This window comes from Thermoleophilum album (assembly GCF_900108055.1).
In the GTDB taxonomy this organism is placed as follows: domain Bacteria; phylum Actinomycetota; class Thermoleophilia; order Solirubrobacterales; family Thermoleophilaceae; genus Thermoleophilum; species Thermoleophilum album.
Map to the genome: position 1 here is coordinate 16,075 of NZ_FNWJ01000003.1, position 20,440 is coordinate 36,514.

26 protein-coding genes, 1 pseudogene and 3 riboswitches are annotated in these 20,440 nt (G+C 69.3%); of the genes and pseudogenes, 13 read left to right on the plus strand and 14 right to left on the minus strand.

Translation table 11 applies throughout. The annotated features are described in order from the left end of the window. Positions 1–62: 62 nt before the first annotated feature. The 4 genes and pseudogenes from BLW41_RS10455 to BLW41_RS11535 all read right to left on the minus strand — a co-directional run. Positions 63–242 (minus strand): hypothetical protein, encoded by a 180-nt coding sequence (locus tag BLW41_RS10455; RefSeq protein ID WP_093119042.1) that lies wholly within the window; start codon positions 240–242, stop codon positions 63–65. 150 nt (positions 243–392) lie between these two features. Further along, a complete protein-coding gene (locus BLW41_RS10460; RefSeq protein WP_093119045.1) occupies positions 393–629 on the minus strand; it encodes a hypothetical protein in 237 nt (78 codons plus the stop codon). After that, positions 626–865, minus strand: a complete 240-nt coding sequence (locus tag BLW41_RS11325; RefSeq protein ID WP_245689073.1) for a YgaP family membrane protein — start codon at positions 863–865, stop codon at positions 626–628. The genes BLW41_RS10460 and BLW41_RS11325 overlap by 4 nt, the downstream gene beginning before the upstream one ends. Before the next feature lie 207 nt (positions 866–1,072). Beyond that, positions 1,073–1,288 (minus strand): annotated as a pseudogene (locus BLW41_RS11535) (hypothetical protein); the annotation flags it as partial. A 33-nt stretch (positions 1,289–1,321) separates the two neighbouring features. On the opposite strand from BLW41_RS11535, the gene BLW41_RS11540 reads away from it, so the two are divergent. Continuing rightward, a complete protein-coding gene (locus tag BLW41_RS11540; RefSeq protein WP_093119049.1) occupies positions 1,322–1,885 on the plus strand; it encodes a hypothetical protein in 564 nt (187 codons plus the stop codon). Between the two features lie 10 nt (positions 1,886–1,895). Here the strand turns inward: BLW41_RS11540 and BLW41_RS10475 are convergent, their stop codons facing one another. Both BLW41_RS10475 and BLW41_RS10480 read right to left on the minus strand, forming a co-directional pair. After that, entirely contained in the window at positions 1,896–3,266 is a 1,371-nt protein-coding gene (locus BLW41_RS10475) for a sensor histidine kinase (RefSeq protein ID WP_093119051.1), read from the minus strand. Continuing rightward, the gene (locus BLW41_RS10480) at positions 3,263–3,943 is read right to left on the minus strand and encodes a response regulator transcription factor (RefSeq protein ID WP_218138395.1); all 681 of its coding nucleotides are present in this window, start codon (positions 3,941–3,943) and stop codon (positions 3,263–3,265) included. Before BLW41_RS10480 ends, BLW41_RS10475 begins: the two co-directional genes overlap by 4 nt. Positions 3,944–4,058: 115 nt before the next feature. Here BLW41_RS10480 and BLW41_RS10485 point away from each other — a divergent pair, with 115 nt between their 5' ends. The 3 genes from BLW41_RS10485 (at position 4,059) to BLW41_RS10495 (ending at position 6,056) form a co-directional block, all read left to right on the plus strand. Then, positions 4,059–5,192 (plus strand): multicopper oxidase family protein, encoded by a 1,134-nt coding sequence (locus BLW41_RS10485; RefSeq protein ID WP_093119055.1) that lies wholly within the window; start codon positions 4,059–4,061, stop codon positions 5,190–5,192. Between the two features lie 13 nt (positions 5,193–5,205). After that, positions 5,206–5,406 carry a hypothetical protein gene (locus tag BLW41_RS10490; RefSeq protein WP_093119057.1) on the plus strand — a complete coding sequence of 67 codons (201 nt, stop codon included), beginning with the start codon at positions 5,206–5,208 and terminating at the stop codon, positions 5,404–5,406. A gap of 140 nt (positions 5,407–5,546) precedes the next feature. Continuing rightward, entirely contained in the window at positions 5,547–6,056 is a 510-nt protein-coding gene (locus tag BLW41_RS10495) for a hypothetical protein (RefSeq protein WP_143038716.1), read from the plus strand. Between the two features lie 198 nt (positions 6,057–6,254). Here the strand turns inward: BLW41_RS10495 and BLW41_RS10500 are convergent, their stop codons facing one another. Next, the gene (locus tag BLW41_RS10500; RefSeq protein WP_093119061.1) at positions 6,255–7,460 is read right to left on the minus strand and encodes a murein hydrolase activator EnvC family protein; all 1,206 of its coding nucleotides are present in this window, start codon (positions 7,458–7,460) and stop codon (positions 6,255–6,257) included. Beyond that, a riboswitch (cyclic di-AMP (ydaO/yuaA leader) is annotated at positions 7,459–7,601 on the minus strand. It overlaps the preceding gene by 2 nt. A 109-nt stretch (positions 7,602–7,710) precedes the next feature. Further along, positions 7,711–7,857, plus strand: a riboswitch (cyclic di-AMP (ydaO/yuaA leader). Positions 7,858–7,864: 7 nt separating this feature from the next. On the opposite strand from BLW41_RS10500, the gene BLW41_RS10505 reads away from it, so the two are divergent. Both BLW41_RS10505 and BLW41_RS10510 read left to right on the plus strand, forming a co-directional pair. Next, complete coding sequence (locus tag BLW41_RS10505) at positions 7,865–8,998, plus strand: M23 family metallopeptidase (RefSeq protein WP_143038717.1); 1,134 nt, start codon at positions 7,865–7,867, stop codon at positions 8,996–8,998. Positions 8,999–9,546: 548 nt separating this feature from the next. Next, positions 9,547–10,212 (plus strand): methyltransferase family protein, encoded by a 666-nt coding sequence (locus tag BLW41_RS10510; protein WP_093119065.1) that lies wholly within the window; start codon positions 9,547–9,549, stop codon positions 10,210–10,212. 81 nt (positions 10,213–10,293) lie between these two features. Here BLW41_RS10510 and BLW41_RS10515 read toward each other — a convergent pair whose 3' ends face one another. After that, positions 10,294–12,468 carry a heme lyase CcmF/NrfE family subunit gene (locus BLW41_RS10515; RefSeq protein WP_093119093.1) on the minus strand — a complete coding sequence of 725 codons (2,175 nt, stop codon included), beginning with the start codon at positions 12,466–12,468 and terminating at the stop codon, positions 10,294–10,296. Positions 12,469–12,549: 81 nt separating this feature from the next. On the opposite strand from BLW41_RS10515, the gene BLW41_RS10520 reads away from it, so the two are divergent. Further along, the gene (locus BLW41_RS10520) at positions 12,550–12,870 is read left to right on the plus strand and encodes a DUF3817 domain-containing protein (RefSeq protein WP_093119067.1); all 321 of its coding nucleotides are present in this window, start codon (positions 12,550–12,552) and stop codon (positions 12,868–12,870) included. A 5-nt stretch (positions 12,871–12,875) separates the two neighbouring features. Here BLW41_RS10520 and BLW41_RS10525 read toward each other — a convergent pair whose 3' ends face one another. From BLW41_RS10525 to BLW41_RS11470, 3 genes are all read right to left on the minus strand, one after another. Further along, positions 12,876–13,301: a flagellar basal body-associated FliL family protein gene (locus BLW41_RS10525; RefSeq protein ID WP_093119069.1), complete on the minus strand. Its 426-nt coding sequence runs from the start codon at positions 13,299–13,301 to the stop codon at positions 12,876–12,878. Positions 13,302–13,428: 127 nt separating this feature from the next. After that, positions 13,429–13,620 (minus strand): hypothetical protein, encoded by a 192-nt coding sequence (locus tag BLW41_RS10530; RefSeq protein WP_093119071.1) that lies wholly within the window; start codon positions 13,618–13,620, stop codon positions 13,429–13,431. Positions 13,621–13,705: 85 nt separating this feature from the next. Further along, entirely contained in the window at positions 13,706–14,257 is a 552-nt protein-coding gene (locus BLW41_RS11470; protein WP_342741424.1) for a hypothetical protein, read from the minus strand. 3 nt (positions 14,258–14,260) lie between these two features. On the opposite strand from BLW41_RS11470, the gene BLW41_RS11475 reads away from it, so the two are divergent. From BLW41_RS11475 to BLW41_RS10555, 5 genes are read left to right on the plus strand one after another with little or no spacing between them, the layout of a single operon-like run. Beyond that, the gene (locus tag BLW41_RS11475; protein WP_342741425.1) at positions 14,261–14,554 is read left to right on the plus strand and encodes a GNAT family N-acetyltransferase; all 294 of its coding nucleotides are present in this window, start codon (positions 14,261–14,263) and stop codon (positions 14,552–14,554) included. Then, positions 14,551–15,537 (plus strand): hypothetical protein, encoded by a 987-nt coding sequence (locus BLW41_RS10540; protein ID WP_143038718.1) that lies wholly within the window; start codon positions 14,551–14,553, stop codon positions 15,535–15,537. The genes BLW41_RS11475 and BLW41_RS10540 overlap by 4 nt, the downstream gene beginning before the upstream one ends. Before the next feature lie 13 nt (positions 15,538–15,550). After that, entirely contained in the window at positions 15,551–16,348 is a 798-nt protein-coding gene (locus BLW41_RS10545) for a prolipoprotein diacylglyceryl transferase (protein ID WP_093119077.1), read from the plus strand. 18 nt (positions 16,349–16,366) lie between these two features. Beyond that, positions 16,367–16,768 (plus strand): BlaI/MecI/CopY family transcriptional regulator, encoded by a 402-nt coding sequence (locus BLW41_RS10550; RefSeq protein WP_093119079.1) that lies wholly within the window; start codon positions 16,367–16,369, stop codon positions 16,766–16,768. Further along, complete coding sequence (locus BLW41_RS10555) at positions 16,765–17,742, plus strand: M56 family metallopeptidase (protein WP_093119081.1); 978 nt, start codon at positions 16,765–16,767, stop codon at positions 17,740–17,742. The genes BLW41_RS10550 and BLW41_RS10555 overlap by 4 nt, the downstream gene beginning before the upstream one ends. 37 nt (positions 17,743–17,779) lie before the next feature. Here the strand turns inward: BLW41_RS10555 and BLW41_RS10560 are convergent, their stop codons facing one another. Continuing rightward, positions 17,780–18,247: a hypothetical protein gene (locus BLW41_RS10560; protein WP_177169495.1), complete on the minus strand. Its 468-nt coding sequence runs from the start codon at positions 18,245–18,247 to the stop codon at positions 17,780–17,782. A gap of 140 nt (positions 18,248–18,387) precedes the next feature. Further along, positions 18,388–18,534, plus strand: a riboswitch (cyclic di-AMP (ydaO/yuaA leader). A gap of 8 nt (positions 18,535–18,542) precedes the next feature. Between BLW41_RS10560 and BLW41_RS10565 the strand changes: the two genes are divergently transcribed. Next, positions 18,543–19,577: a peptidoglycan-binding protein gene (locus BLW41_RS10565; RefSeq protein ID WP_093119083.1), complete on the plus strand. Its 1,035-nt coding sequence runs from the start codon at positions 18,543–18,545 to the stop codon at positions 19,575–19,577. Between the two features lie 45 nt (positions 19,578–19,622). Here the strand turns inward: BLW41_RS10565 and BLW41_RS10570 are convergent, their stop codons facing one another. Both BLW41_RS10570 and BLW41_RS11135 read right to left on the minus strand, forming a co-directional pair. Beyond that, positions 19,623–19,862 carry a DUF305 domain-containing protein gene (locus tag BLW41_RS10570; RefSeq protein WP_093119085.1) on the minus strand — a complete coding sequence of 80 codons (240 nt, stop codon included), beginning with the start codon at positions 19,860–19,862 and terminating at the stop codon, positions 19,623–19,625. Between the two features lie 248 nt (positions 19,863–20,110). Continuing rightward, positions 20,111–20,440, minus strand: a 330-nt coding sequence (locus BLW41_RS11135) for a hypothetical protein (protein ID WP_218138396.1), incomplete at its 5' end; no start/stop codon positions are given.

Consider the following 20,440-nt stretch of genomic DNA (forward strand, 5'->3'; position numbering starts at 1 on the left):
TCTCCTCGCGGATGTCACAGGAAGGGGAGCCAGTTCTCGAGTCCAATCCTCGGAGAACCTACTCAACGCCGGCCGCCGCCGAAGCGCCCGGCGTAACCGACGCTCATCACCGCGAGCGCGAGCGCCGCGATCAGGAGAACGACGCGAGCGACACCCCCGGTCTCGTTCAGGCGCAGGTACAGCGCAACCGACAGCAGCGCCGCACACGCCAGCGCCAGGGCGATCAACGCGAGATTGCGCATGGCCTACGCGAGCGCGATCGCGACCAGGACCGCGACGATGACGATCGCCACGCAGCACGAAACCAGGACGTACAGCAGCAGCCAATCGCGGCCAGCGCCAAAGCGCGAGTTCGCCTTACGGTCGTCGTCATGCGGCCGGGGACGTCGTGGTCATCGCGAGCCCCCGCCGCCGTGCGACATGCCCGCCATCATGAGGACCATCATCGCCGTGCAGGCCAGCGCCACGACGAGGAAGCCCCCGCCCGCGCCGCTTGCCACCAGGAGGACGGCGATCAGCAGCATCGGGATGCAGCAGGCGATCATCGCCCAGCGGCTGTGACTGTGCTTGTGCTCCCCCTCGGGTGGGTCGCGCTCGTCGATACGTGAGTTGGGATCCCAGGTGCTCATGCCGGCCTCCTCAGAGATGGCGGGACGTAACCGAGCTTGCGATACAGCGGGCAGTGCCCGAGCGCCCCCGTCAGGACCAGGTCGAGGCCGGCAAGCATCAGCAGCACCTCGAGCACCGTGCTGACGGCGCCACCCGTCGAAGCGAGCAGGAGCACGCCACCGACGATGGCCACCAGGCCGATGAAGACCCGTGCGAAGCGCTCGGGCGCAGTGATGTTGACCGTGGGACGCTTCATCTCGGCTCCCCCTCCTTCCGCTGTGTCCGACACAGCGTAGGACTTCCGCGATGCGATGTCATCCGGGGTTGGGTGCCGCCCGGGGCGGAGCTTCCGCGGATGCGGGGTGCCATGGTCATCGTGGACGCGGATCGATCCGCGCAGGACGCCGAGCCTGCAGCGGAATTCGTGGTCGCCGGCCGGCAGGGGACCGAGATCGATGGCCACGTCCTCGAAGGGCGGGAGCATGACGCTCTTGCCGAGGCTCGGGAACACCACGTGGCTGGAGCAGGCTGCGGTCTCCTCGCGCCGGAGAACGAGCCTAAGGCGCTCGCCGGGTCGGGCGTCGATCACGCTGGGCGAGAAGCTGCCGTTCACCCGGACCCACGCGACGCCTTCGCTGTAGCGCGATCGTCCGGGTTGCATGCGGGAGAGGGGACTCATGCGGGCAGCATCGCGCGGCGGTTCGAAGATCCGGTGAAGGTGCTGCGCGCTTCTCGTGAGCGCGACGGCCGCTTCCCTTCACGGATTCCTCACATCGGCCACACGTGTTCTTCACGGCCCCTGCCGACGATTCCCCCAGCAGCGCTCACCCTGAAGGAGCACGAGAACGTGAAGCACAAGCTCGCCTGGCTCACGGCCGCGTTCGCGGCCGGAGCTTTCGGCATCGCAATCGCCCTGGCCTCGTCCGGCACGGAAGACAGGCCGCCGGTGGCCGCCCCGCAGGACCAGCCCGCCCCGCCCGGGCACACGGCCGTCGGGCCGCAGAGAACGGTGTACGTGGCCGCAGCGGCCGGGTCGTCGACGTCGACCCAGGACGAGCTGAAGGCGGTACGTGTCGCCGGCTCGATCCCGGCCGGTCCGACCGAGGCGACGGTGGTGACCGATACGGATTGCGCCCCCGACGCAGCCGGGGTCTCGCACTGCCTGAACGAGCTTCGCCTGCCAGGCGGCCGTCGGCTGACCGTCCGCCATGCCCACAAGATGTCCGAGGTGGCGTGCCTGACCCCGGGCGAACGCGTCACCGTCGCTCCCGCCTGATTCCGCTTCGTCAGCGGATCGGGTCGGTCTTTGGGGCGTGCGGCTCGGGACCGGCGGGCAGCGTGACGCGCATCGTCGTGCCTTCGCCGACTGCACTGTCGACCTCGATGCGCCCGCCGTGGGCGCGGACCAGCTCGCTGGCGATCGCGAGCCCGACGCCGGTGCCGCCGGTCGCGCGCGAGCGCGACCGCTCGCCGCGCCAGAAGCGCGTGAAGAGATGCGGAAGGTCCTCCGGGGGGATGCCATGCCCCGTGTCGGCGACCTCGAGGAGGACGTCGGCGTCCTGGCGCCGGGTGGAGAGGACGACCGCCCCGTCCGGGTCCGTGTAGCGCAAGGCGTTCGAGAGCAGGTTGTCGACGACCTGCTCGAGCCTGCCTCGGTCGCCGTGCATCGCCGCTGGGCTGAGCTGCTGTCGGAAGCGGATCTGCTTGCGCTCGAAAAGCTCGCCATACACAGCGGCTCGGGCCCTCGCGACATCGGCGAGATCGAGCGCTGTCCGGTCGAGCAACAACCCCGGTCGCTCCGCGTCCGCCAGCCTGCCGATGTCCTCGATGAGGCGGGTCAGGCGTAGCGCCTCGGTGTGCATCGACTCGAGGTTCGCGCGCTCGTCGTCGAGCACGCCGTCCTGCGCGGCCTCGATGCGCCCGAGAATCCCACTCACCGGCGTGCGCAGCTCATGCGCCACGTCCGCCACGGTCGCTCGCCGGAGCTCTTCCTCCCGCTCGAGCGTCCGCGACAGCCGATCGAGGGCGTGAGCGAGCTGCTCGATCTCCGCGCCGCCGCCATCTCCCCGGAGCCGCGTCGAGAGGTCGCCGCGCTCGACACGCCTGGCCGCCTCGGTGAGCCGGCGTATCGGCCGCGTGAGCGAGGACGCGACCAGGACGGCGGCCAGGAGGGCGAGCGCGACGGCCAGCAGCCCAGCCACCATGTGCTGGCTGTCCAGCCTCGAACGGAGGTCTTGCTCCTCCTCGGTGAGCAGGCCGCTGCCGAGCGACGCGACGCTGACCGTTCCCACGCGTCGTGCCCCGACGCGCACCGGGGCGCTCGCGCGCTCTGCGTCCGCCGGGCGCGCGCCGGTCGGTGCGAGGACATGCCGTCCTGCGGCGTCGATCACGACAAGCGACATCTGGTTGGCCTGCGCCACGTGGCGGAGCTCGTCGGCGACGCGCTCGTTCCACCCGCCCTCGCGCTGGTAGAACCGCGCCGCCAGCGCGGCCGTGTGGTCTGCCGATGCCTGGAGGCGCTCGCGCGCGAAGTCGGTCAGGCTCGCATCAAGACCGCGATTCGCAAGGAGAGTGGCAAGCGCGACCGCCGCGACAGCGACGGCGCCGAGCGCGGTCGCAAGGCGCGCCCGGAGTCCGAGCCGCCGCAGGCGACTCACGACGGCTTGGCGCCCAGCCGGTATCCGACGCCGTGCACCGTCTCGACGTAGCGCGGGCGTGCCGGATCGGGCTCGATCTTCTTGCGCAGGTTCTTCACGTGCGCGTCGATCGTGCGCTCATAGCCCTCGAAGTCGTATCCGCGCACCCGGTTGATGAGCTCGAACCGGGAGTACACGCGTCCTGGATACTGCGCCAGGGCCAGCAGCAGCGCGTACTCGCTCGGGGTGAGGTCGACGGTGCGGTCGCCGGCCACGACCTCACGACGCGACGTGTCGATCCGCAGGGCGCCGCCGTCGAAGCTCAGGTGCTCGACCAGGGGTACGTCTCCGCCGCCGGTGCGGCGGAGCACCGCCTTGACCCGCGCCACCAGCTCGCGCGGGCTGAAGGGCTTCGCCAGGTAATCGTCGGCCCCGAGCTCGAGGCCGGTCACACGATCCTCCTCGGCGGACTTCGCGGTGAGCATCAGGATGGGCACGTCCGAGCGCCGGCGCACCTCCCGGCAGATCTCCTCGCCCGAGAGGTCGGGGAGCATGAGATCGAGGACGAGCAGCGCGGGTTGCTTGCTCTCGGCGAGCCGCAGGCCCTCCAGCCCGTTGTCGGCCGAGTAGACGATGAAGCCCTCCCGCTCCAGGTAGGCGCGCACGACCTCGTGCACCGACGGCTCGTCGTCGATCACCAGGATCTTCTCGTTCACTGCGGCGAGCTTAGCTCCGACGCGTCGTCGGACGGCCTTCACAGAAGCGGCAGCGGCTCTTCACAGATCCTTCACGGCCGCTGCGTACACTCGCCGCGTGGCGGGGCGTCCCGCCGAAGTCAAGACAACGGAGACCTTCGTGGAGAACACCCGACAAGAGGAGAAGCTCGATGTCCTGCCGTGGCTGGCGACGGCGGGGGTGCTCCTCGCCGTGGTGGCGGTCGCGCTGGCGGCGGTCGCGCTCGTGAGGTCCGGCGACGAGATCACGGCCGCATCGACCGGGATGGCCTCGATGTCGGCGGGAGGCATGGATCACATGACCCCGCTGCCTATCGACGGCATCGCGGACCCGCCATCCGATCGTGGCAACGTCCCGCTCAACGGCGTGCGCCGCGACGGCGCGCTCGAGTTCACCCTCGACGCGCGCCCGGTCTGGTGGCGGATCTTCGGCCGGCAGCGCTTGGCGGCGTGGGCCTACAACGGCATCGTGCCCGGCCCCGTGATCCGCGTCCGCAACGGTGAGCGCGTCCGCGTGCGCTTCACGAACCGCCTCCCGGAGGCCACGACGGTGCACTGGCACGGCGTCGGGGTCCCGAACTCGCAGGACGGCGTTCCCGACGTGACGCAGAAGCCGATCCAGCCGGGCGACACCTACACGTACGAGTTCACCGCCCGCCCAGCCGGCAACCCGCGTGGGGGCGGCACCTTCCTCTACCACTCGCACGTCGACGAGGACCGGCAGATGTCGGCGGGGCTGGCCGGCGTGCTCATCATCGACCCGCCCGCCGGCGCCGCGCCCGAGTACGACACCGAGCGCACCGTCGTGGTCTCGGAGTGGACGGCCGACGCCGCGTCCGGACGGACACGTGGGGTGATGGAGATGGAGGGCATGCTCCCCAACTTCTTCACCATCAACGGCAAGAGCTTCCCGGACACCGAGCCGATTCGGGTGCGCGCCGGTGAGCGCGTGCTCCTGCGCCTCGTGAACGCCGGGCAGTTCGAGCACCCGCTGCATCTGCACGGCACCTCGTTCGAGGTCGTGGCGCGCGATGGCCACGCCGTTCGCCCAGAAGGCCGGCGCGACTCGATCACGCTCGCCAGCGGCGAGCGCGCCGACATCGCGTTCGCGCTGCCGCGTGGGAAGTGGGCGTTCCACTGCCACATCGGCCACCACCAGACCAACGACGGCGAGGGCCCGGGCGGCCTCTTCACGATCGTCGAAGCCAGCTGAACGAAGGACTGACATGACCAAGCGAGCACTGACGATCCTGATCGTCGCCGTGCTGGCGATCGGCGGCGCGACCGCCGTCATCGCCAGCAGCCTCACCGGCGGCGGTGATGAGCCCGTCCATACGCTGCCCTCCGGCGAGACGCACACCGGTGAGATGCCGACCGGCACCCACGAGATGGACGACGGCACGTCGATGGAGGGGATGGGGCACTAGGGCCATGGTCTCGGGCGGTGGGCGGCTCGTCGATGGGTTTGCCGTCCACCGCTTGGACATGTACGGTCCTTCCGACATGCTGTCGGAGCCTGCCGCAGCCGCGCGACGCGGCGCAGGATCTTCTCCAGGAGGTGAAGCAGATGCCTACCGACACCGATGATTCCGTCGGCCGCGATCGCGCGACAGCCGCGGACCTCAGCTCATACGTCCTGGTCGTTGCCAGCCTCTACATCGGGTTCGGCTTCCTCTGGTACTACTCGGCGAAGGAGAAGCTCTTCGATCAGGACGGCGAGATGCCGCCGCCGCTGAAGGAGCGCTTCGACGGTTCGTTCCTCGACACGGTCCCAGGGCTGGACACCGCGTGGCTTCTCCTCGGGATCGTCGAGGCGGTGGTATTCCTCGTCGTCGTCGCAAGCCTGCTCGCAGGCGAGTTCCTACCTCACCGGCGCAAGCCGCTGTTGCTCAACTTCCTCGCTCTCAGCATGCTGACGTTCGCCGGAATGCTCTTTGCCGAGTCGATGGTCGGCGAGTTCGAGTCCGTCTTCCAGCTGTTCACCTACCTCGCTGGTACGGCGCTGCTCATCGTGTTGGTGCTGCTCATGCCGCCGTACCGTGACCGGCGCTGGCTCGCGTCGCTCTCGCTCCGCTGATGCCCTCGCAGCCTCACCTCTCCGCGGTCGGCCTCGACCGGACATGAGGATCCGCCGGGCTCGGTGTTCGCATGGACTGGATCGGCGACAACGCGGAAGCGCTCGTAGGCCTGCTGGTCATCTTCGGATGGCTGCTCTGGATACGGAAACGCGCGGCACGACGCGACTGACAGCGCCCCCGCGCCGGTCTACCGCGAACTACAGGTAGCCGAACGGATCCACGGGCGACCCGTTGACGCGCACCTCGAAGTGGAGGTGCGCGCCGAACGAGTTGCCCGTGTTGCCGACGTAGCCCATCACCTGTCCCTGGCGCACCGACGCCCCTTGACTCGTCCCCAGCCGGGACTGGTGGGCGTAGCAGGTGGAGAGGCTGCCGGTGTGCTGGATGCAGGTGTAGTTTCCGTAACCGCCCATCCAGCCGGCGATGACGACACGGCCGGAGTCGGCGGCGCGGATCGGAGTGTCCTCCGGGGCGCTGATGTCGATGCCGGCGTGCTGGCGTCCCCAGCGCGGGCCGAAGGGCGAGGTCAGCGGGCCGTTGATCGGCCAGATCAGCCGGCCCGAGCCGCGGCGGATCGGTGCCGCGGGCGGGTTGCCGGGCACCGGAGGGGAGGCGGATGTCCGCTCCTGGGCGGCGCGGCGAAGGGCCGCCTCCACGCGCGCCTGCTCGGCCTCGAGGGCACGCAGGTCCTCCTGGGCCCGGCGCCGGCTGCTGCGGACGCGCGCGAGTGTCGCCTGGCGCCGGTCGCGGGCCTCCTGCAGGTTCGTGCGCCTGCGCACCACACGTTTCCTGACCGCCGCGATCTCGTTGCGGCGCGCGAGGATGGTCTGCGCGGCGTCTTCGGCACGGCGCTCGAGCGTCAGGAGCTGCTCGGCCTGTCGCTGCGCCCGGGCCTTCGCCGTTCGCACCCGGCCGACGATCCGTTGATCTTGGTCGGAGATGCGATCGAGGAACTCGACCCGTTCGAGGAGGTCGCCGAACCCGTCGGCGTTGAGCACCACCGTGAGGACGTCAGGCTCATCCGTCTTGTAGGCCTCGACGAGCCGCGCGGCCAGGGCGTCCTCGGCGACAGCGAGCTCCTCCCTCAGCTCCGCCAGGCGCCTACGCGCGCGCTCGAGACGGTCGCGGACATCCAGCAGCTCGGTGCGCTTCTCATCGAGCGTCGCCTGGAGGCGCTGCTGTCGACGTTGCAGACCCCTGACCTCGCCTTGGAGGCCGCGGATCTTCTCGTTCTGTGCCGCGATCGTCTGCGTGAGCACGCCTTCGGTCTGCCGCTTGCGCTCGACCTTTGCGCGCTGGCGATCGATCCGTTCGTCGAGCGGAGCCGACAGTCCCGGCAGCGGGAGTACGAGATAGGCCGATAGGCCCAAGGTGATGGGAAGCCAGAAGCGTCGTCTCATCATCGATGTCCATCGGCGCTTACGGGGTTAGCTGACGGGCTCGCGATTGCCGCTACGCCGCGCTCGCGGCGGCGATTCGCCCCAATGGATCGACGGGCCCCCCGTTCGCCCCGGCGAGGCGGGGCAACTCAGCTTGAGGACGGCGGGAGAGTAACAAAGTCCGACGTGATGTCGGATTACTGCGCGCATGCTTGCACCGCCGGCGCGAGGACTTCGTGCGCGCCGCCGAAGCTGTTGCTAGAGTCTCCGACGCTTTGTAGGCCTGCCGAATCCGCGGTCTCCATGAGATCGCGGTACGGGGGACCCAGGTTCGGGGCGAATCGGCCGTTGCACAGGCCGTAGCGCATCTCTTCCAGCGCGAGCCCGGCAGCTAACCCCGGAGGCGCACGAGAAGAGAGGATTGTCGATTGCGTCCTACGCAAATGCTCGGTCGTGGCGCCGTGGTGATGATCGGCGTGGCGACGCTCGTTCCCGCGGCTGCCGCCAGTCCCACCGGTGGCGCTGGGATCCCCGATGACCCGCGCGTACGGGCTCTCAGTTGCGTCGCTACGGCGCAGCGCCCTTGCCCCGCAGATGGAGCGCTCGTCCGCGGCGGCAAGGTGAAGGTCGAGGGATCGGAACTGCAGGCATCCACCGCCCTCATCTTCCGCGGTCGTCGCGGCCGTCGCGACGACGTCCGCGTGAAGCCGCGAAAGGTGGAAGAGGGAGGAATCGAGGCGAACGTGCCGCGGAGAGCGCGCAGCGGGCCGGTCGTTGTCGTGAACCGCTTCGGCGCCACCACTCGAGCGGCTCGGCACGTGGCGGTCAAGGCCGCTGCTCGGCCCGAGCCGATCGACGCCGCGCCAGGCGGCAAGTTCTTCTTCGCGGGGCGATCCAAGCCGACCTTCACGTTCCAGGTAGGCCGAGCCGTGACGGCGCAGGTGGAGCTCGTTCGCGAATCGGATGGCGCGGTCGTGCGAGCGTGGGACGTCCCGGCCGAGCCCGGTCGCCCGGCCGAGATCCGCTGGGACGGAAAAACCGTCGACGGGGGCGTGCAGAATGGCCGCTACCGCTTCCGCATCGCAGGCGACGCAGCCACTGCGGCGAGCCCCGCCCCCGACGCGCAGGCCGACTTCGCCTACTTCGACCACGTCTTCCCGATCCGCGGGCGTCACAACATGGGCTACACCGACACGAACAACTTCGGTGGCGGTCGCAACCACAAGGGCCAGGACATGTTCGCTGCTTGCGGCACGCGCCTGGCGGCAGCCCGCGGCGGTCGCGTGAAGTTCGCCGGGTATCACAGCGCCGCCGGCAACTACGTCGTCATCGATGGCGCCGGCACGGACGTCGACTACGTCTACATGCACTTGCGCTCGGCCCCGCTCGTCAGGACCGGGCAGCGTGTGTTCACCGGGCAGCAGATCGGTGAAGTCGGAGAAACCGGACGCGCAACCGGCTGCCACCTGCACTTCGAGATGTGGTCGGCGCCCGGCTGGTATGACGGCGGGGCGGCCTTCGACCCGCTCCCGCATCTACAGGCCTGGGACGCGTACAGCTGAGCGGCGCCCTGGATCAGCTCCTCGACATCGTCGTCATCGCCGGCGTGCTCGCGGCGATCTTCGGCCTCACCGAGTGGCTCGGGGCACGGTCACGGCAGGGGCCGCGACGATATGAGAAAACGCGGCAGTGCCGGAGCGACGCGGCATCGACAACCACCGCCCACGGGGAGGACCCTGTCTCCGACCTGCGGCGCGCGGCTTAGCTAGGCGACGGTCGCTCGGGGCAGGCGTTGACGGTCTTGAGCCATCGCCTGTTTGGGGAATAGAAGACCGCAAGTGGTCGTGGCCGCCGCGCCGCGGCCTCGACTCTGAGATCCGTTTGTGTGAAGTGACGGGAGCGGCTTCACAACATCGGCTTGGGCCCTTCACGGCTTCTTCAACGCGGGGCGCGACGCTCAGGCCGCCGGAATCAACGAGCGATTGGAGACCGCCATGACCATCCGACAGATGTGGGGCCTGGCGGGAGAGGATGGACGCGTTGGCGAGCTCGAGCCACATGATGCCGGGCGGCGACCAGATGCACGGCATGGACATGGGCCGGTGACGCCGTGAATGACTACGGGTACGGCCTGTGGTTCCTGGTGGTGGTCAACACCGCGGTGGTGCTTATCTTCGCGGCCAGCTTCTTCCACCCCACGAGCGAGCGCGACTGGCGGGCGTTCGGGACCTTCTCGGCGTTCGTCGTCGCCCTGTTCACCGAGATGTACGGCCTGCCGCTGACCGTCTACCTGCTCTCGAGCTGGCTCGGCAACGGCTTCCTCGGCCTCGACCTCACCCACGACGGCGGGCACCTGTGGGCAGAGCTCATCGGCTGGGAAGGCGACCCGCACTTCAGCCCGTTCCACCTGGTCAGCTACGTGTTCATCATCGGCGGCTTCTGGATCGTCGCCGCGGCGTGGAGCTCCCTCTACCGGGCCCAAAAGGCTGGAGGCCTCGCCGTCGACCGCCTGTACGCGCGGATACGCCACCCGCAGTACGTGGGGTTCATGGCCATCATGGTCGGCTTCCTGCTGCAGTGGCCGACGCTCCCAACGCTGCTGATGTTCCCGGTGCTGGTCTACGTCTACCGGCGCCTGGCGATCTCCGAGGAAGGTGAGACCCGTGACCGGTTCGGCGCCCGGTGCGACGCCCACGCGGCACGCACGCCGCGGTTCCTACCGCGACTCCGCACCGATACCCGTCCTCCGCGATCTCGCCAGGTACGAACGCCATGACGAGCCCAACCGCACACGCGCACGCCGTGCCGGCCGACGCCGGGCCCGAGCGCGTAACGCTCGCATGCCAATCTGTGGGCCTCATCCGGCGGGCACCGGCGTGTCGGGCTGCCGAGCCAGGCGCGCGGCACGCACCCCGGTGTATCGCCGACGCGCCGGGCTGGTGGGCCAGACAGCCACGATCCCACCGAACAGCGCGATCAGCCCGCCGACGTAGACCCAGATGACCAGTGGAAACACGATCAGCCGGAACTGGGCGGTCCCGGGGCTGCCACGGTAGCGATCGGCCAGCGCCGCGACGATAAGTCCTTGGACGTCGCTCGGTGCCGAGGCGAAGCGCTGGTCCGCCTCGCGGATCGCGTCTTCGAGGCTTCGCACGTCCGGCTGCACCGCCACCCACATGTCGTCACCGAGATCGGTTCGGATGCCGACCTCCGTGGTCGCCTCGCCCTCGAAGAAGCTGCGGATCGGCGCCTTCGGATCGCTGCTGCGAGCCCCGTAGTAGTTGCGGCGAGGTTCCAAGCGGAACCGCTCGGACCCGTTCTGCACGTCCAAGACTGCGCCGAGCGTGACTGGAGCGCCCGTGCCCGCAGGATCGTCGAGGACCGTTGCGGTCGCCGCGCGATAGGTAACGGTGTAGGCGCCGACCTGCGTCGACTCCCCGGGAGTGAGCCGTGCGTCTCGACGCTCCTCGAACGCGGACGACACCGCCACTCCAAGGAACATGATCGCCATCCCGACGTGGACGATGTAACCGCCGTAGCGTCGGCGGTTCTGCGCCACCAGTCCGAGCAACGCCGACGCGAGGCCTATGCCGCCGATCGACCGGCGTGCGGCCGTGCCGCGCCAGAACTCCTGCGCCGCAACCGTGATCGCGAACGCGACGAGGGTGAACATCAGCAGCGACGCGGCGCTCTCGGCCGCCGGTGTGAGAGCCAGCAGCCCGGCGAGCGTCATCACCGCCGCGGCTACCGGAATCGTGAACGCGCGCCGAATGCCGGCGCGGGTGACGCGGCGCCACGCAAGGGCAGGGCCGATGCCGGACAGGAGGACCAGGACGATCGCGAGCGGGGCCGCGTAGCGGTTGAACCATGGCGGCCCGACGCTCACCGCCTCTCCGCTGACCGCTTCTGAGATCAGCGGGAAGAACGTCCCCCAGAAGATCGCCAGGCATAGCCCGACCAACGCCAGGTTGTTGAGGAGGAAGACAGCTTCGCGCGATACCAGCGACTCCAGCTTGCCCTCGGAACGCAGGTGATCGAGGCGACTCACGACCAAAGCGACCGAGCCTGCGACGACCACGACGATGAAGATCAGGAACGGCAGGCCGAGCGTCGAGGCGCCGAATGCGTGGATGGATTGCAGGATCCCCGACCGCACGAGCAGCGTGCCCGTCAGCGCCAGGACGAACGTCGCGATGATCAGCGATACGTTCCATACCCGCAGCATCCCGCGACGCTCCTGCACGACGATCGAGTGCAGGAACGCCGTGCCCGTAAGCCATGGCATGAGCGCCGCGTTCTCCACCGGATCCCAACCCCAGTAACCGCCCCAGCCGAGTTCCGAGTAGCCCCAGTAGGACCCGAGCAGCAGGCCGGCTCCCAGGAATGTCCAGGCCACGAGGGCAAACCGCCGCGTCGCGCGGATCCAGTCGGCGCCGGTTCGGCGGGTGATCAGCGCCCCGACCGCGAAGGCGAACGGGATCGAGAAGCCCACATAGCCGACGTAGAGCGCCGGCGGGTGGAACATCATCATCTCGTTCCGTAGAAGAGGGTTAAGGCCGGCGCCTTCGGCGGGAGGCGTCGCAAGCACGGTGAACGGGTTCTCGCCGACCACGACCATCAACGTCAGGAAGAACGCGGCGATCGTGCCGAGCACGGCGGTCGCGTAGGGCAGGATCTGCTGCAGGGCGTTGCGCGTCGTGCGTAGGACGACGCTCGAGAAGACCGCCAGCAGGAACACCCAGAGCAGCAGCGAGCCTTCCTGGCTCGACCACATCGCGGTGAGCTTGTAGAAGGTCGGCGTGCTCGTCGACGAGTTGCGCGCTACGAGCTCGAAGGAGAAATCGGATCGCAGATACGCGAGCTCCAGCAGGACCATCGCAAGCGTGAGCAGCCCCGCGAGGCAGTAGAACGCGCGACGGGCTGAAACGACGAAGCGAGCGCCGCCGCGGCCGGCGCCGTAGAGCGCTGCGGCAACCGCGTAGAGCGCGGTGAGCAGTGCGACATCCAGCGCGGCGGACCCGACCTCGGCCATCAGCGGATCGTACGACAAGCTGTAGGAGTAGCGGTAGGCTCCACCCACGATGGCTGTCCACCGGCGCCGCAGGGGCCGACAGTGAAGGAACAGTCCGGAGCCCGGCCGATCTTCTCGAGCGTCGCCGGCGGCGCTCCCCGACCATGGCTGAACGCTCTGCGGCTGCTTTCGCTAGCCGACGGTCTACTGCTCGTCGCCTTGCTCTACGTGGCGGTCAGCCACAATGAGCCAGCCGTCGACGTGCTCGGCCCGGCGCACGGTGTGCTCTTCCTCGCCCTCCTGGCCGGGATCGGGGGCGGCGCCCGCAACGGCTGGTGGACGTGGCTTTTCTTCGTCGCGGTCGCGATCCTGGGCCCGCTTGCGTCGGTCCCCGGGTTGGAGCGGCTACGCAGACGTCGCTGAGGGCGCTATTGGACCGTCACGTCCATGAGCAGCACGTCCTCCACCAGCACGTCGGTCTCCGCGCGGAGCCGCTTGACGATGCGCTTCTTCAGCCGCCGGCGCCCGCTACGCCGGATCAGCGAGCTGGCCGGCGTCCCCGTGATGACGTCAGTGACGATGTCGCGCACGAGGGCCTCCTGCTCGAGGGGGCCGAAGCCCTCGGGCGGCTTTCCCTCCTCCTCGGGGAAAACGGTGTCCTCCAAGAGGAGGAGCGAGACGCTGACCTTCGCGAAGCGGTCCCCGTCGAGGTTGACGACGAACTCGCGCGGCAGCACGTAGCCGAACCCATCGACCTTGTGCTCCGGCTCGGCCGGCTTCGCCAGCGCGAACTTGTAGGCGCCGCCGCCCAGGGCAGCGACGAGCGCGACGGTGATCACGACTCGCTTCTTCATGGTTCCTCCATGGAACGTGGTTGCTCCGTCCTTGGAGCAGGTGCTCCCGGCTTCGTCGGATTGCGGGTGCTTCTGAAGCGTCCCGGCGCCCGCGTGGACAATCCGACAGTACGTAGGACTTGCGGCGTCAGTCGGTCGAGCGAACCGTGATGCTCGCGCGACTGTCTACCGCGGACCCCGTGTCCAGGGTCGAGTCGTCCCGCGATTCCAGGAAGTAGATGAGCGCCGCGACGAGCACGAGCGCGATGGCGATGGCGGCGAGCCAGTACGCGACTCGCAGGAGCGCCCTCTTGGCTCGGTGACCTCGATCGTCAGTCATGGTCCCTACTCTATGTAGGAGTATGTCGCTCCTCGCCTCTGGGCGGCCGCGCCCGTCCGACGGAACCGCCCCGGTCGTGCAGCTCTCACAGGGTTTGGCCATAGCGCTCGTCGCGGCGGCGCTCGGATACGCGCTCCACCACCTTCCGTTCCTCGAAGACCACGCGATGCTCAGCGCTGCGCTTTCCGTCGCGGCCGCAGGAGTGGCCGCTGTCGCGCTCGGCGCGGTGGCCGTCCCCAGCCGGCGCCGTCTCCTTCCTGTGGTCGTCTTCGCGCCGGGGCGTACCAGCCCCGTTCAGCCCCTGGAACGCCGAGATATCGACTTCTGCGTCGCCCTGCACCGAGAGGCACTCGGGCATGGATTCTTCGTCGAGCTCGGTGATCGCTTCATGCGGGCGTACTACCGGACGTTCCTCGACTCGCCCCACGCTGTCGCGATCAAGACGGACGTTGGCGGGCAGGCAGTCGGCTTTCTCGTTGGCGCGACACGGGCGCGCGCTCACCGGCGCTGGACGCTCCGACATCGCGGCGCCACCCTGGCGTTGCTCGCCGCAGCCGGCCTCGTCGGTCACCCGCGAGTCGCGGTGCGTTTCGTCCGCACGAGACTCGCCCGTTACCTGCGAACGTGGCGTCGGCATCGGGTGAACGAATCGGCACAGCGGTCGGTTGTCGCGCCGGACCCGGCTGTCCTGACGCACGTTGCCGTCGTACCCGGCGCGCGCGGCTCCGGTGCCGGCCAACAGCTCGTCGAGGCGTTCACCGACCACGCGCGGCGTGCGGGTGCCGACCGTGCGCTGCTGACCACGCTCGCCGGCGAAGGTGGCGCCGGCGGCTTCTATGAGCGTCTCGGCTGGCGCAAGTCGGGAGTTCACACGACCGCCGATGGGCATCGCGTGGAGGAATGGACGTTCGCCCTCGAGGTCGCCATCCCGTGAGAGCCGTGCTGCTGGTCCTCGCCACGTGCGCGAGCGTGGCACTGGTTGCGTGCGGCGGCGACGAGGCGGCCCAACAAGGGACCTCGACGGCGGCTGGTCAGCGCTCGCCTGCGACCGTCCCAGTCAGCCGGCCGCAGGTCGAGCCGTTCGTTCCGGACAGTGCCGAGGTGTACGCCAATGGCAAGCGCCTCGCCGGTCAGATCGCACAGGACGCGCTGACGTATCGACGGGGCGCGACCGCGCGGGAAGTCGCTGAGTCCCTGCCGGATGCCGCGGTATCGACGCGGAGGCTTGCACGCATCCTCGCGCCGGTCGTCGACCCGGAGATGCGCTCCACCGGCCAGGTCGTCTACCCGCAGCTCTCCGGAGTGACCGAGACGTCGCTCGGGGTGATGGTCGTGGTGCGGCAGACGCTCGAGAGCGCCGACGGCGCCCGCAGTTCGTTCACCCGGGTTCTCGACGTGCGCCTCCGCCGGTCGGGCGGGCCCTGGGAGTTCGACTCCATCGCGTCGGTCGGCGGGCGGCCTATGTCTCGCCCGGCTTCGCTCCCCGATGAGGCGGAGCGCGTCCTAGACCATCCCAACATCGAGCTTTCCGACAGCGCCCGCTGGGACATCTATCGCGGTAACGTCGACCCGTCGCTGCTCACCGCGCTCGCGAACGTCGCTGACGAGCACGAGCTTGCCGTGGCCGTCATCAAGTCGGGCCATCCGCCGAACGTTTGGGCCACCGACCGTGCAAGCGCCCATTCGCGTGGGTTCGCAGCCGACATCTACGCGGTCGACGGCGAGCTCGTCATTCGCCAGCGGCAGGTTGGTACCGGCGCCCACGCCGCCGCTCGGATGTTCTTCGAGGGCGGCGCGCGACAGCTAGGGAGCCCCTGGTCGTTCGGAGGCGGGAGGCGGTCGTTCACCGACCCGGTCCACCAGGACCACATCCACGTCCAGCAGGCGGCGGTGCGAGACGTCGCCGACGGCGATTAGCACGGACGCCAGGATGGACATTGCCGTCATCACCATCGGAATCGACCCGACGATCGAGCTCGGGCCGATCACGCTCGCGTGGCATGGGATCGGGATTGCCGCTGGCATCGCGGTGGGCGCGGTGTTCGCGCGGCGATATGCGAGCGAGCGCGACCTCGATCGCGAGGCGCTTCTCAGCGCCGTGATCGTCATCGCCCTGGCCGGGATCGTCGGCGCACGGTTGTTTTTCCTCTTAGAGAACGACCCGGGCGCGCTCCTCCGCCCGGCCGACTGGTTCGGCACCAACGGCTTTGCGTTCTACGGCGGGATGATCTTCGGAACCGCAGCCGCTGCGCTGTTTCTGTGGCGGACCCGGCTCGGACTCCGCTATCTCGACGCCATCGCGGCGGGCTTTCCGATCGGCATGGCCGTCGGCCGCGTCGGTGATGTCATCAACGGCGAGCACTACGGTCCGCCTAGCGACCTACCGTGGGCCGTCCGCAACACCCACCCCGACGCGGACGTTCCGAGCACAGCCATGGCCTACCACTCCGGTGGGCTGTACGAGGTCGTGCTCGCCCTTGTCATGTTCGCGGTCATCTGGCCGCTGCGACACCGTTTCCAGAAGCAGCTGACGCTGCTATGGACCGTCGTCGGCGCCTACGGCTTGGGCCGCTTCGTCATGTTCTTCTACCGCGCCGACAGCGAGGACGCCGCTCTGGGTCTCAACGGCGCGCAGTGGACAAGTGTTGCGCTGGTCGGCATCGCGGCGGTCGGGATCGCGTGGGCGAAACTTCGGAAACGAGGCAGTTCGGCGTCCGACAGACCGTAGTACCCTCGAAGCACTCCCATGGCGGCCCCCAAGAAGGAACTCGACTTCAGCGGCGAGCTGCAGAATGCCGTGATGGCGGCGGTGTGGGAACTGGGGGAGGCGAAGGTCGACGACGTCCGCAACTTGCTCCCAAGGCGACGGCGCCCGGCGTACAACACGGTCCAGACCGTGATGAACCGGCTCGTGGAGCGCGGGCTCCTCAAACGTACGCGCCAGGGCAACGCCTACGTGTACAGCGCGAAGCTTGCAGAGGCCGAGTACCTGGCGCGTACGATCCAGACGCGCCTCGCCGGCGCGTCCCCCAGTGCACGGAGGGCCGTTCTCGTCAATCTCGTCGGCGAGCTCGAGAGCGACGACCTCGACGAGCTCGCTCGCTACGCAAACCGCATCAGGCGGGCACGGGGGAAAGCCGGGTCATGACGGTGCAGCTGGCGGCCGCCGCGGTGCTCGCCGGCGCCCTCTCGCTACCCCACATTCTCCCGCTCCGCATCGTCGCGCCCACCACCGCGGCGACGATCTGGTTCGCCGCGCTGGCGCTGAGGGCGCTGACGGCGATCGGGCTTGCCGCCTTCGTGTTGCTCTACGTACCGCAGACCGGCGCGTTCCGGGCGGTCGCGGAGCGGTGCTGGCACGCGATCCTCCCGCTCTTGACAGACCATCTCGGCCCGTCAGCCCACCCGCTCGCTGACGCGGCGGTGATCTTGCCCGCGATGGTCCTCGCGACCTCGGCGGTCTGGGTCGCCTGCGGGCTCATCCGTGCGGCAGTAGCCGTGGACCTTCATATCCGGCGGCGCGCACGCGCTCGTGGACCGCTGGGGAGCACCGTCGTCGAGGACAACGACGTCGTCGTCGCGGTCGCCGGCATCGGTCGTGGGCGGATCGTCGTCTCCGATACGGCTCTCGGCGTGCTTGATGCCGAGGAGCTTGAGGCGAGCGTTACGCACGAGCTCGGCCACATCAAGCGGCGGCACCGGCCGCTGCTCGTCCTTGGGTCGCTTCTCGCCGCGATCGGCCGCTGGCTCCCGGGCACGGCAGCGGCCGAGCGCGAGCTCGCGTTCAGCCTCGAGCGCGATGCCGACGAGTTCGCGGTCTCACGCACCGCCAACCCGCTCGCGCTCGCAAGTGCGATCTGCAAGGCCGCTCAGGCGCGGGGCGCGAGCGCCATCGTTCCGGCCCTCGGAGGACGTGGCCCTGTCGGTCAACGCCTGGACGACCTGCTTGCCGGCGGCCGCCGGCGAGGCGGTCGCGGGCTGGAGCGTGCCGCGCGAGCGCTGGCCCTGCTCATGCTTGTGCTCGTCGGTCTCGTCGCCGTCACGATGCCTAGCTGGGCGCTGGCAGCGCCCAGCAAGCAGTCGGTCGACGCGACGCTCACAAGCTGTCACGACCACGCCTAGCGGGCCGACCCGTCGGGTCTCAACCCGCGGCGCGCGGTTACGGCTTCGCGCCTCGAGCCGTTCTAGAGGCCGACGGGTCGATAGGACAACCGCTCTCCAATAGCGCCAGGCGCCGCCGCACCGCGACGACGGCGAGCGTGACGGCCGTGATGCCGAGCAGCGGCTGAATCGGCTCGAAGTACGTCAGCGCGCCAGACACGCCGAGCGTCGCGACGACGAGCTTGTTGCAGATCGGGCAGCCGATCGCGAAGGTCCCGAGCAGGCCACCGCCGGTCGCCTGCGCCGTGCCGCGTGCATCGCGGCGCGCTACGACGTAGGTGGCGATCAGCACGCCAAGAGCGGCGCTCAGAATCGGCCACAGCACCAGGTCGAGCGTGCGGACTGCGGTCATCCGGTCAAACCACGGGTTCGGCAACACGTCCGTCGGAATGCCGATCGCCGCTGCTGCGAGGACCGTCGCGGGGACCGCGGCGAGCAACAGCCTGGCATTCAGCAGGAGCGTCACCTGGACGATTCTACGTACCTATCTCCGACGGACTGTAGGAGCCGGGCGGTAGAGCGCGGCGCGGCGCTCGCCAGGCAAGCCGTCAGCATCGCTAGTCTGCCGACGCGATCAGGGGCGCCTGATAAGGTGCGACCGACATTTTGTAGGAATTGCCGAATCCGCCACCCCTCGACGTGGCGGTACGGGGGACCCAGGTTTCGGGGCGAATCGGCCCGCCATAGGCCGTAGCGCAGCTCTTTCGGCGCGAGCCCGACAGCTAACCCCGGAGGCGCCCGACGAAAGAGAGGTCTGTCGCATGTCACAGCCGGCCGTGCGCCACGCGGTCGTACTTGCCGTCGTGGCGGTGTTGACTGGAGCCGGTTCCGCCTACGGCGCCTTCGGAGACCGCCCGCTCGAGTCGGGCGACCGCGGCCAAGACGTCCGCGTCCTGCAGTCCTGGCTCACGCGGCTCGGTTTCCCGACGACGGTCGATGGCGCGTTCGGGGAGCTCACGGCCCGTGCCGTCTATCGCTACGAACGCGAGAACGGACTCAAGCGCGACCGCAAAGTCAGCCGCGCACAGGCCCGCCGCATGCGTCGACAGGTCGAGGGCGAGGGCGCCGGCGCCCGAAGGACGGGTGACGACGAGGAAGAGCGCGTGTTCACCTTCGGGGAACGGGCGCTGCGCCGTGGCGATCGCGGCCGTGACGTGCGGGTCCTGCAGTCGTGGCTGGCTCGGCTTGGCATTCCGACCGAGGTCGACGGCGCGTTCGGCGCTCGAACCGAGGCGAACGTGAGGAGCTACGACGAGTGGAACGGGTTGCGGGTGAACGGTGAGGTGAGCCGGTCCCAGGCCCGGTTGATGCGCCGCCAGGTCGAAGAGGGCATGGATCTTCCTGCGACGCCGCCACCAGGTGGCGGTGACGCCAAGGTCGAGACGAGCGGATCGCACGTCTTTCCAGTCCAGGGCACGCACCGCTACGGCGACGGTTTGGGTGCCGGGCGCGGTCACCGCGGCGTCGACGTCTTCGCAGAGTGCCGCACTCCGCTCGTCGCTGCGCAGGGCGGCGAGGTCGACTACGCCGGATACAACTCGTCAGCCGGCTACGACGCCGTCATCAACGGTGCTGAGTCCGGGCAGGACTACATCTACATGCATATGTCCTCTGCGCCGCTGGTCAAGGCCGGCGACACCGTGCAGACCGGGCAGCAGATCGGAACCGTCGGCGAGACGGGCAATGCGAGTGGATGCCATCTCCACTTCGAGTTGTGGTCGGGGCCCGGCTGGTACAAGGGGGGCGACTTCCTCGACCCCCTGCCTGCTCTCCGCTCTTGGGATGGCCAGCAGTAGGCGACAAGGGGCGCCACCGCACGATCGTCCGGCGGTGCGTCGGGATCAGAGACACGGCGGGCCGGCGCATCCACGCGCCGACCCGCCATGGTTTGCGCGCTCTTGAGCTATGCGAGCCATCTCGATGGCGCCCTCTTGGTGGGCCGTCATGTCGGCGATGAACGCGGCGTCGGCTGAGTTGCCCGGAGCGGTGGTGTCGTCATCGCCCCAGCCGGTGGCCATAGCGCCCACGGCAATAACGGCAAGCGCCGCGAGTAGCAGCGCAAGCCAGGTCTTCGTTTTCACGGTTCCACTTTCCTTTCGGTTGTGAGTACCTGCTGCGCACGCCTGGGCGCGGAGCCCGGTTCGTGAGCGCCTCTCTGGGCGCGCTCACAACCGAAAGACCTGCAGCAACGGCGGCCGCGCGCGCGAACATCGACCGGCGCGGCGGCGAACACAAACTGCGAGAACCGGCGCTGCGAGCGGCACGCGCGGGCGCAACATCCACGCGCATAGCGCGAGCGCTGCGCCGACGGACACACCGGCGGTTTCGGTTAGGCCAGGCACATCACCATCGCGTCGTCCATGTGCTCGCCGCCGATTGCGCTGTGTGCCGTCACGACGACGCCCGCGAGCGCCAGCACGGCTGCAAGAACCAGCAGCCGGGCGCCGCGGGCGGCGAAGCGTGTCGTTGACGGCGCTGAGCATTCCGAGACGTTACGGCCGCGCGTCCGAGCGCTGGCACGCAGCGTTCGTCGCAGCCGATTTCCCTCCCCGCCGCGAGACGCCGCGCTGTCCGCCCCGGTGTGGGCGGTGCAGCGCCTCGCGAAGGGACGGCGCATCCGTTCGCGGGAACGAATCGGCCCGCGGGGTTGCGGTCCCCC

Coding starts and splice junctions, on each gene's coding strand:
- BLW41_RS10495 (WP_143038716.1), top strand. CDS start 5,547: ATGCCTACCGACACCGATGATTCCGTCGGCCGCGATCGCGCGACAGCC.
- BLW41_RS10530 (WP_093119071.1), bottom strand. CDS start 13,620: ATGACTGACGATCGAGGTCACCGAGCCAAGAGGGCGCTCCTGCGAGTC.
- BLW41_RS10490 (WP_093119057.1), top strand. CDS start 5,206: ATGACCAAGCGAGCACTGACGATCCTGATCGTCGCCGTGCTGGCGATC.
- BLW41_RS10455 (WP_093119042.1), bottom strand. CDS start 242: ATGCGCAATCTCGCGTTGATCGCCCTGGCGCTGGCGTGTGCGGCGCTG.
- BLW41_RS10525 (WP_093119069.1), bottom strand. CDS start 13,301: ATGAAGAAGCGAGTCGTGATCACCGTCGCGCTCGTCGCTGCCCTGGGC.
- BLW41_RS10515 (WP_093119093.1), bottom strand. CDS start 12,468: ATGGCCGAGGTCGGGTCCGCCGCGCTGGATGTCGCACTGCTCACCGCG.
- BLW41_RS10545 (WP_093119077.1), top strand. CDS start 15,551: ATGGACATTGCCGTCATCACCATCGGAATCGACCCGACGATCGAGCTC.
- BLW41_RS11325 (WP_245689073.1), bottom strand. CDS start 865: ATGAAGCGTCCCACGGTCAACATCACTGCGCCCGAGCGCTTCGCACGG.
- BLW41_RS10550 (WP_093119079.1), top strand. CDS start 16,367: ATGGCGGCCCCCAAGAAGGAACTCGACTTCAGCGGCGAGCTGCAGAAT.
- BLW41_RS10500 (WP_093119061.1), bottom strand. CDS start 7,460: ATGATGAGACGACGCTTCTGGCTTCCCATCACCTTGGGCCTATCGGCC.
- BLW41_RS10555 (WP_093119081.1), top strand. CDS start 16,765: ATGACGGTGCAGCTGGCGGCCGCCGCGGTGCTCGCCGGCGCCCTCTCG.
- BLW41_RS10565 (WP_093119083.1), top strand. CDS start 18,543: ATGTCACAGCCGGCCGTGCGCCACGCGGTCGTACTTGCCGTCGTGGCG.
- BLW41_RS10460 (WP_093119045.1), bottom strand. CDS start 629: ATGAGCACCTGGGATCCCAACTCACGTATCGACGAGCGCGACCCACCC.
- BLW41_RS11470 (WP_342741424.1), bottom strand. CDS start 14,257: ATGCCGACGCCACGTTCGCAGGTAACGGGCGAGTCTCGTGCGGACGAA.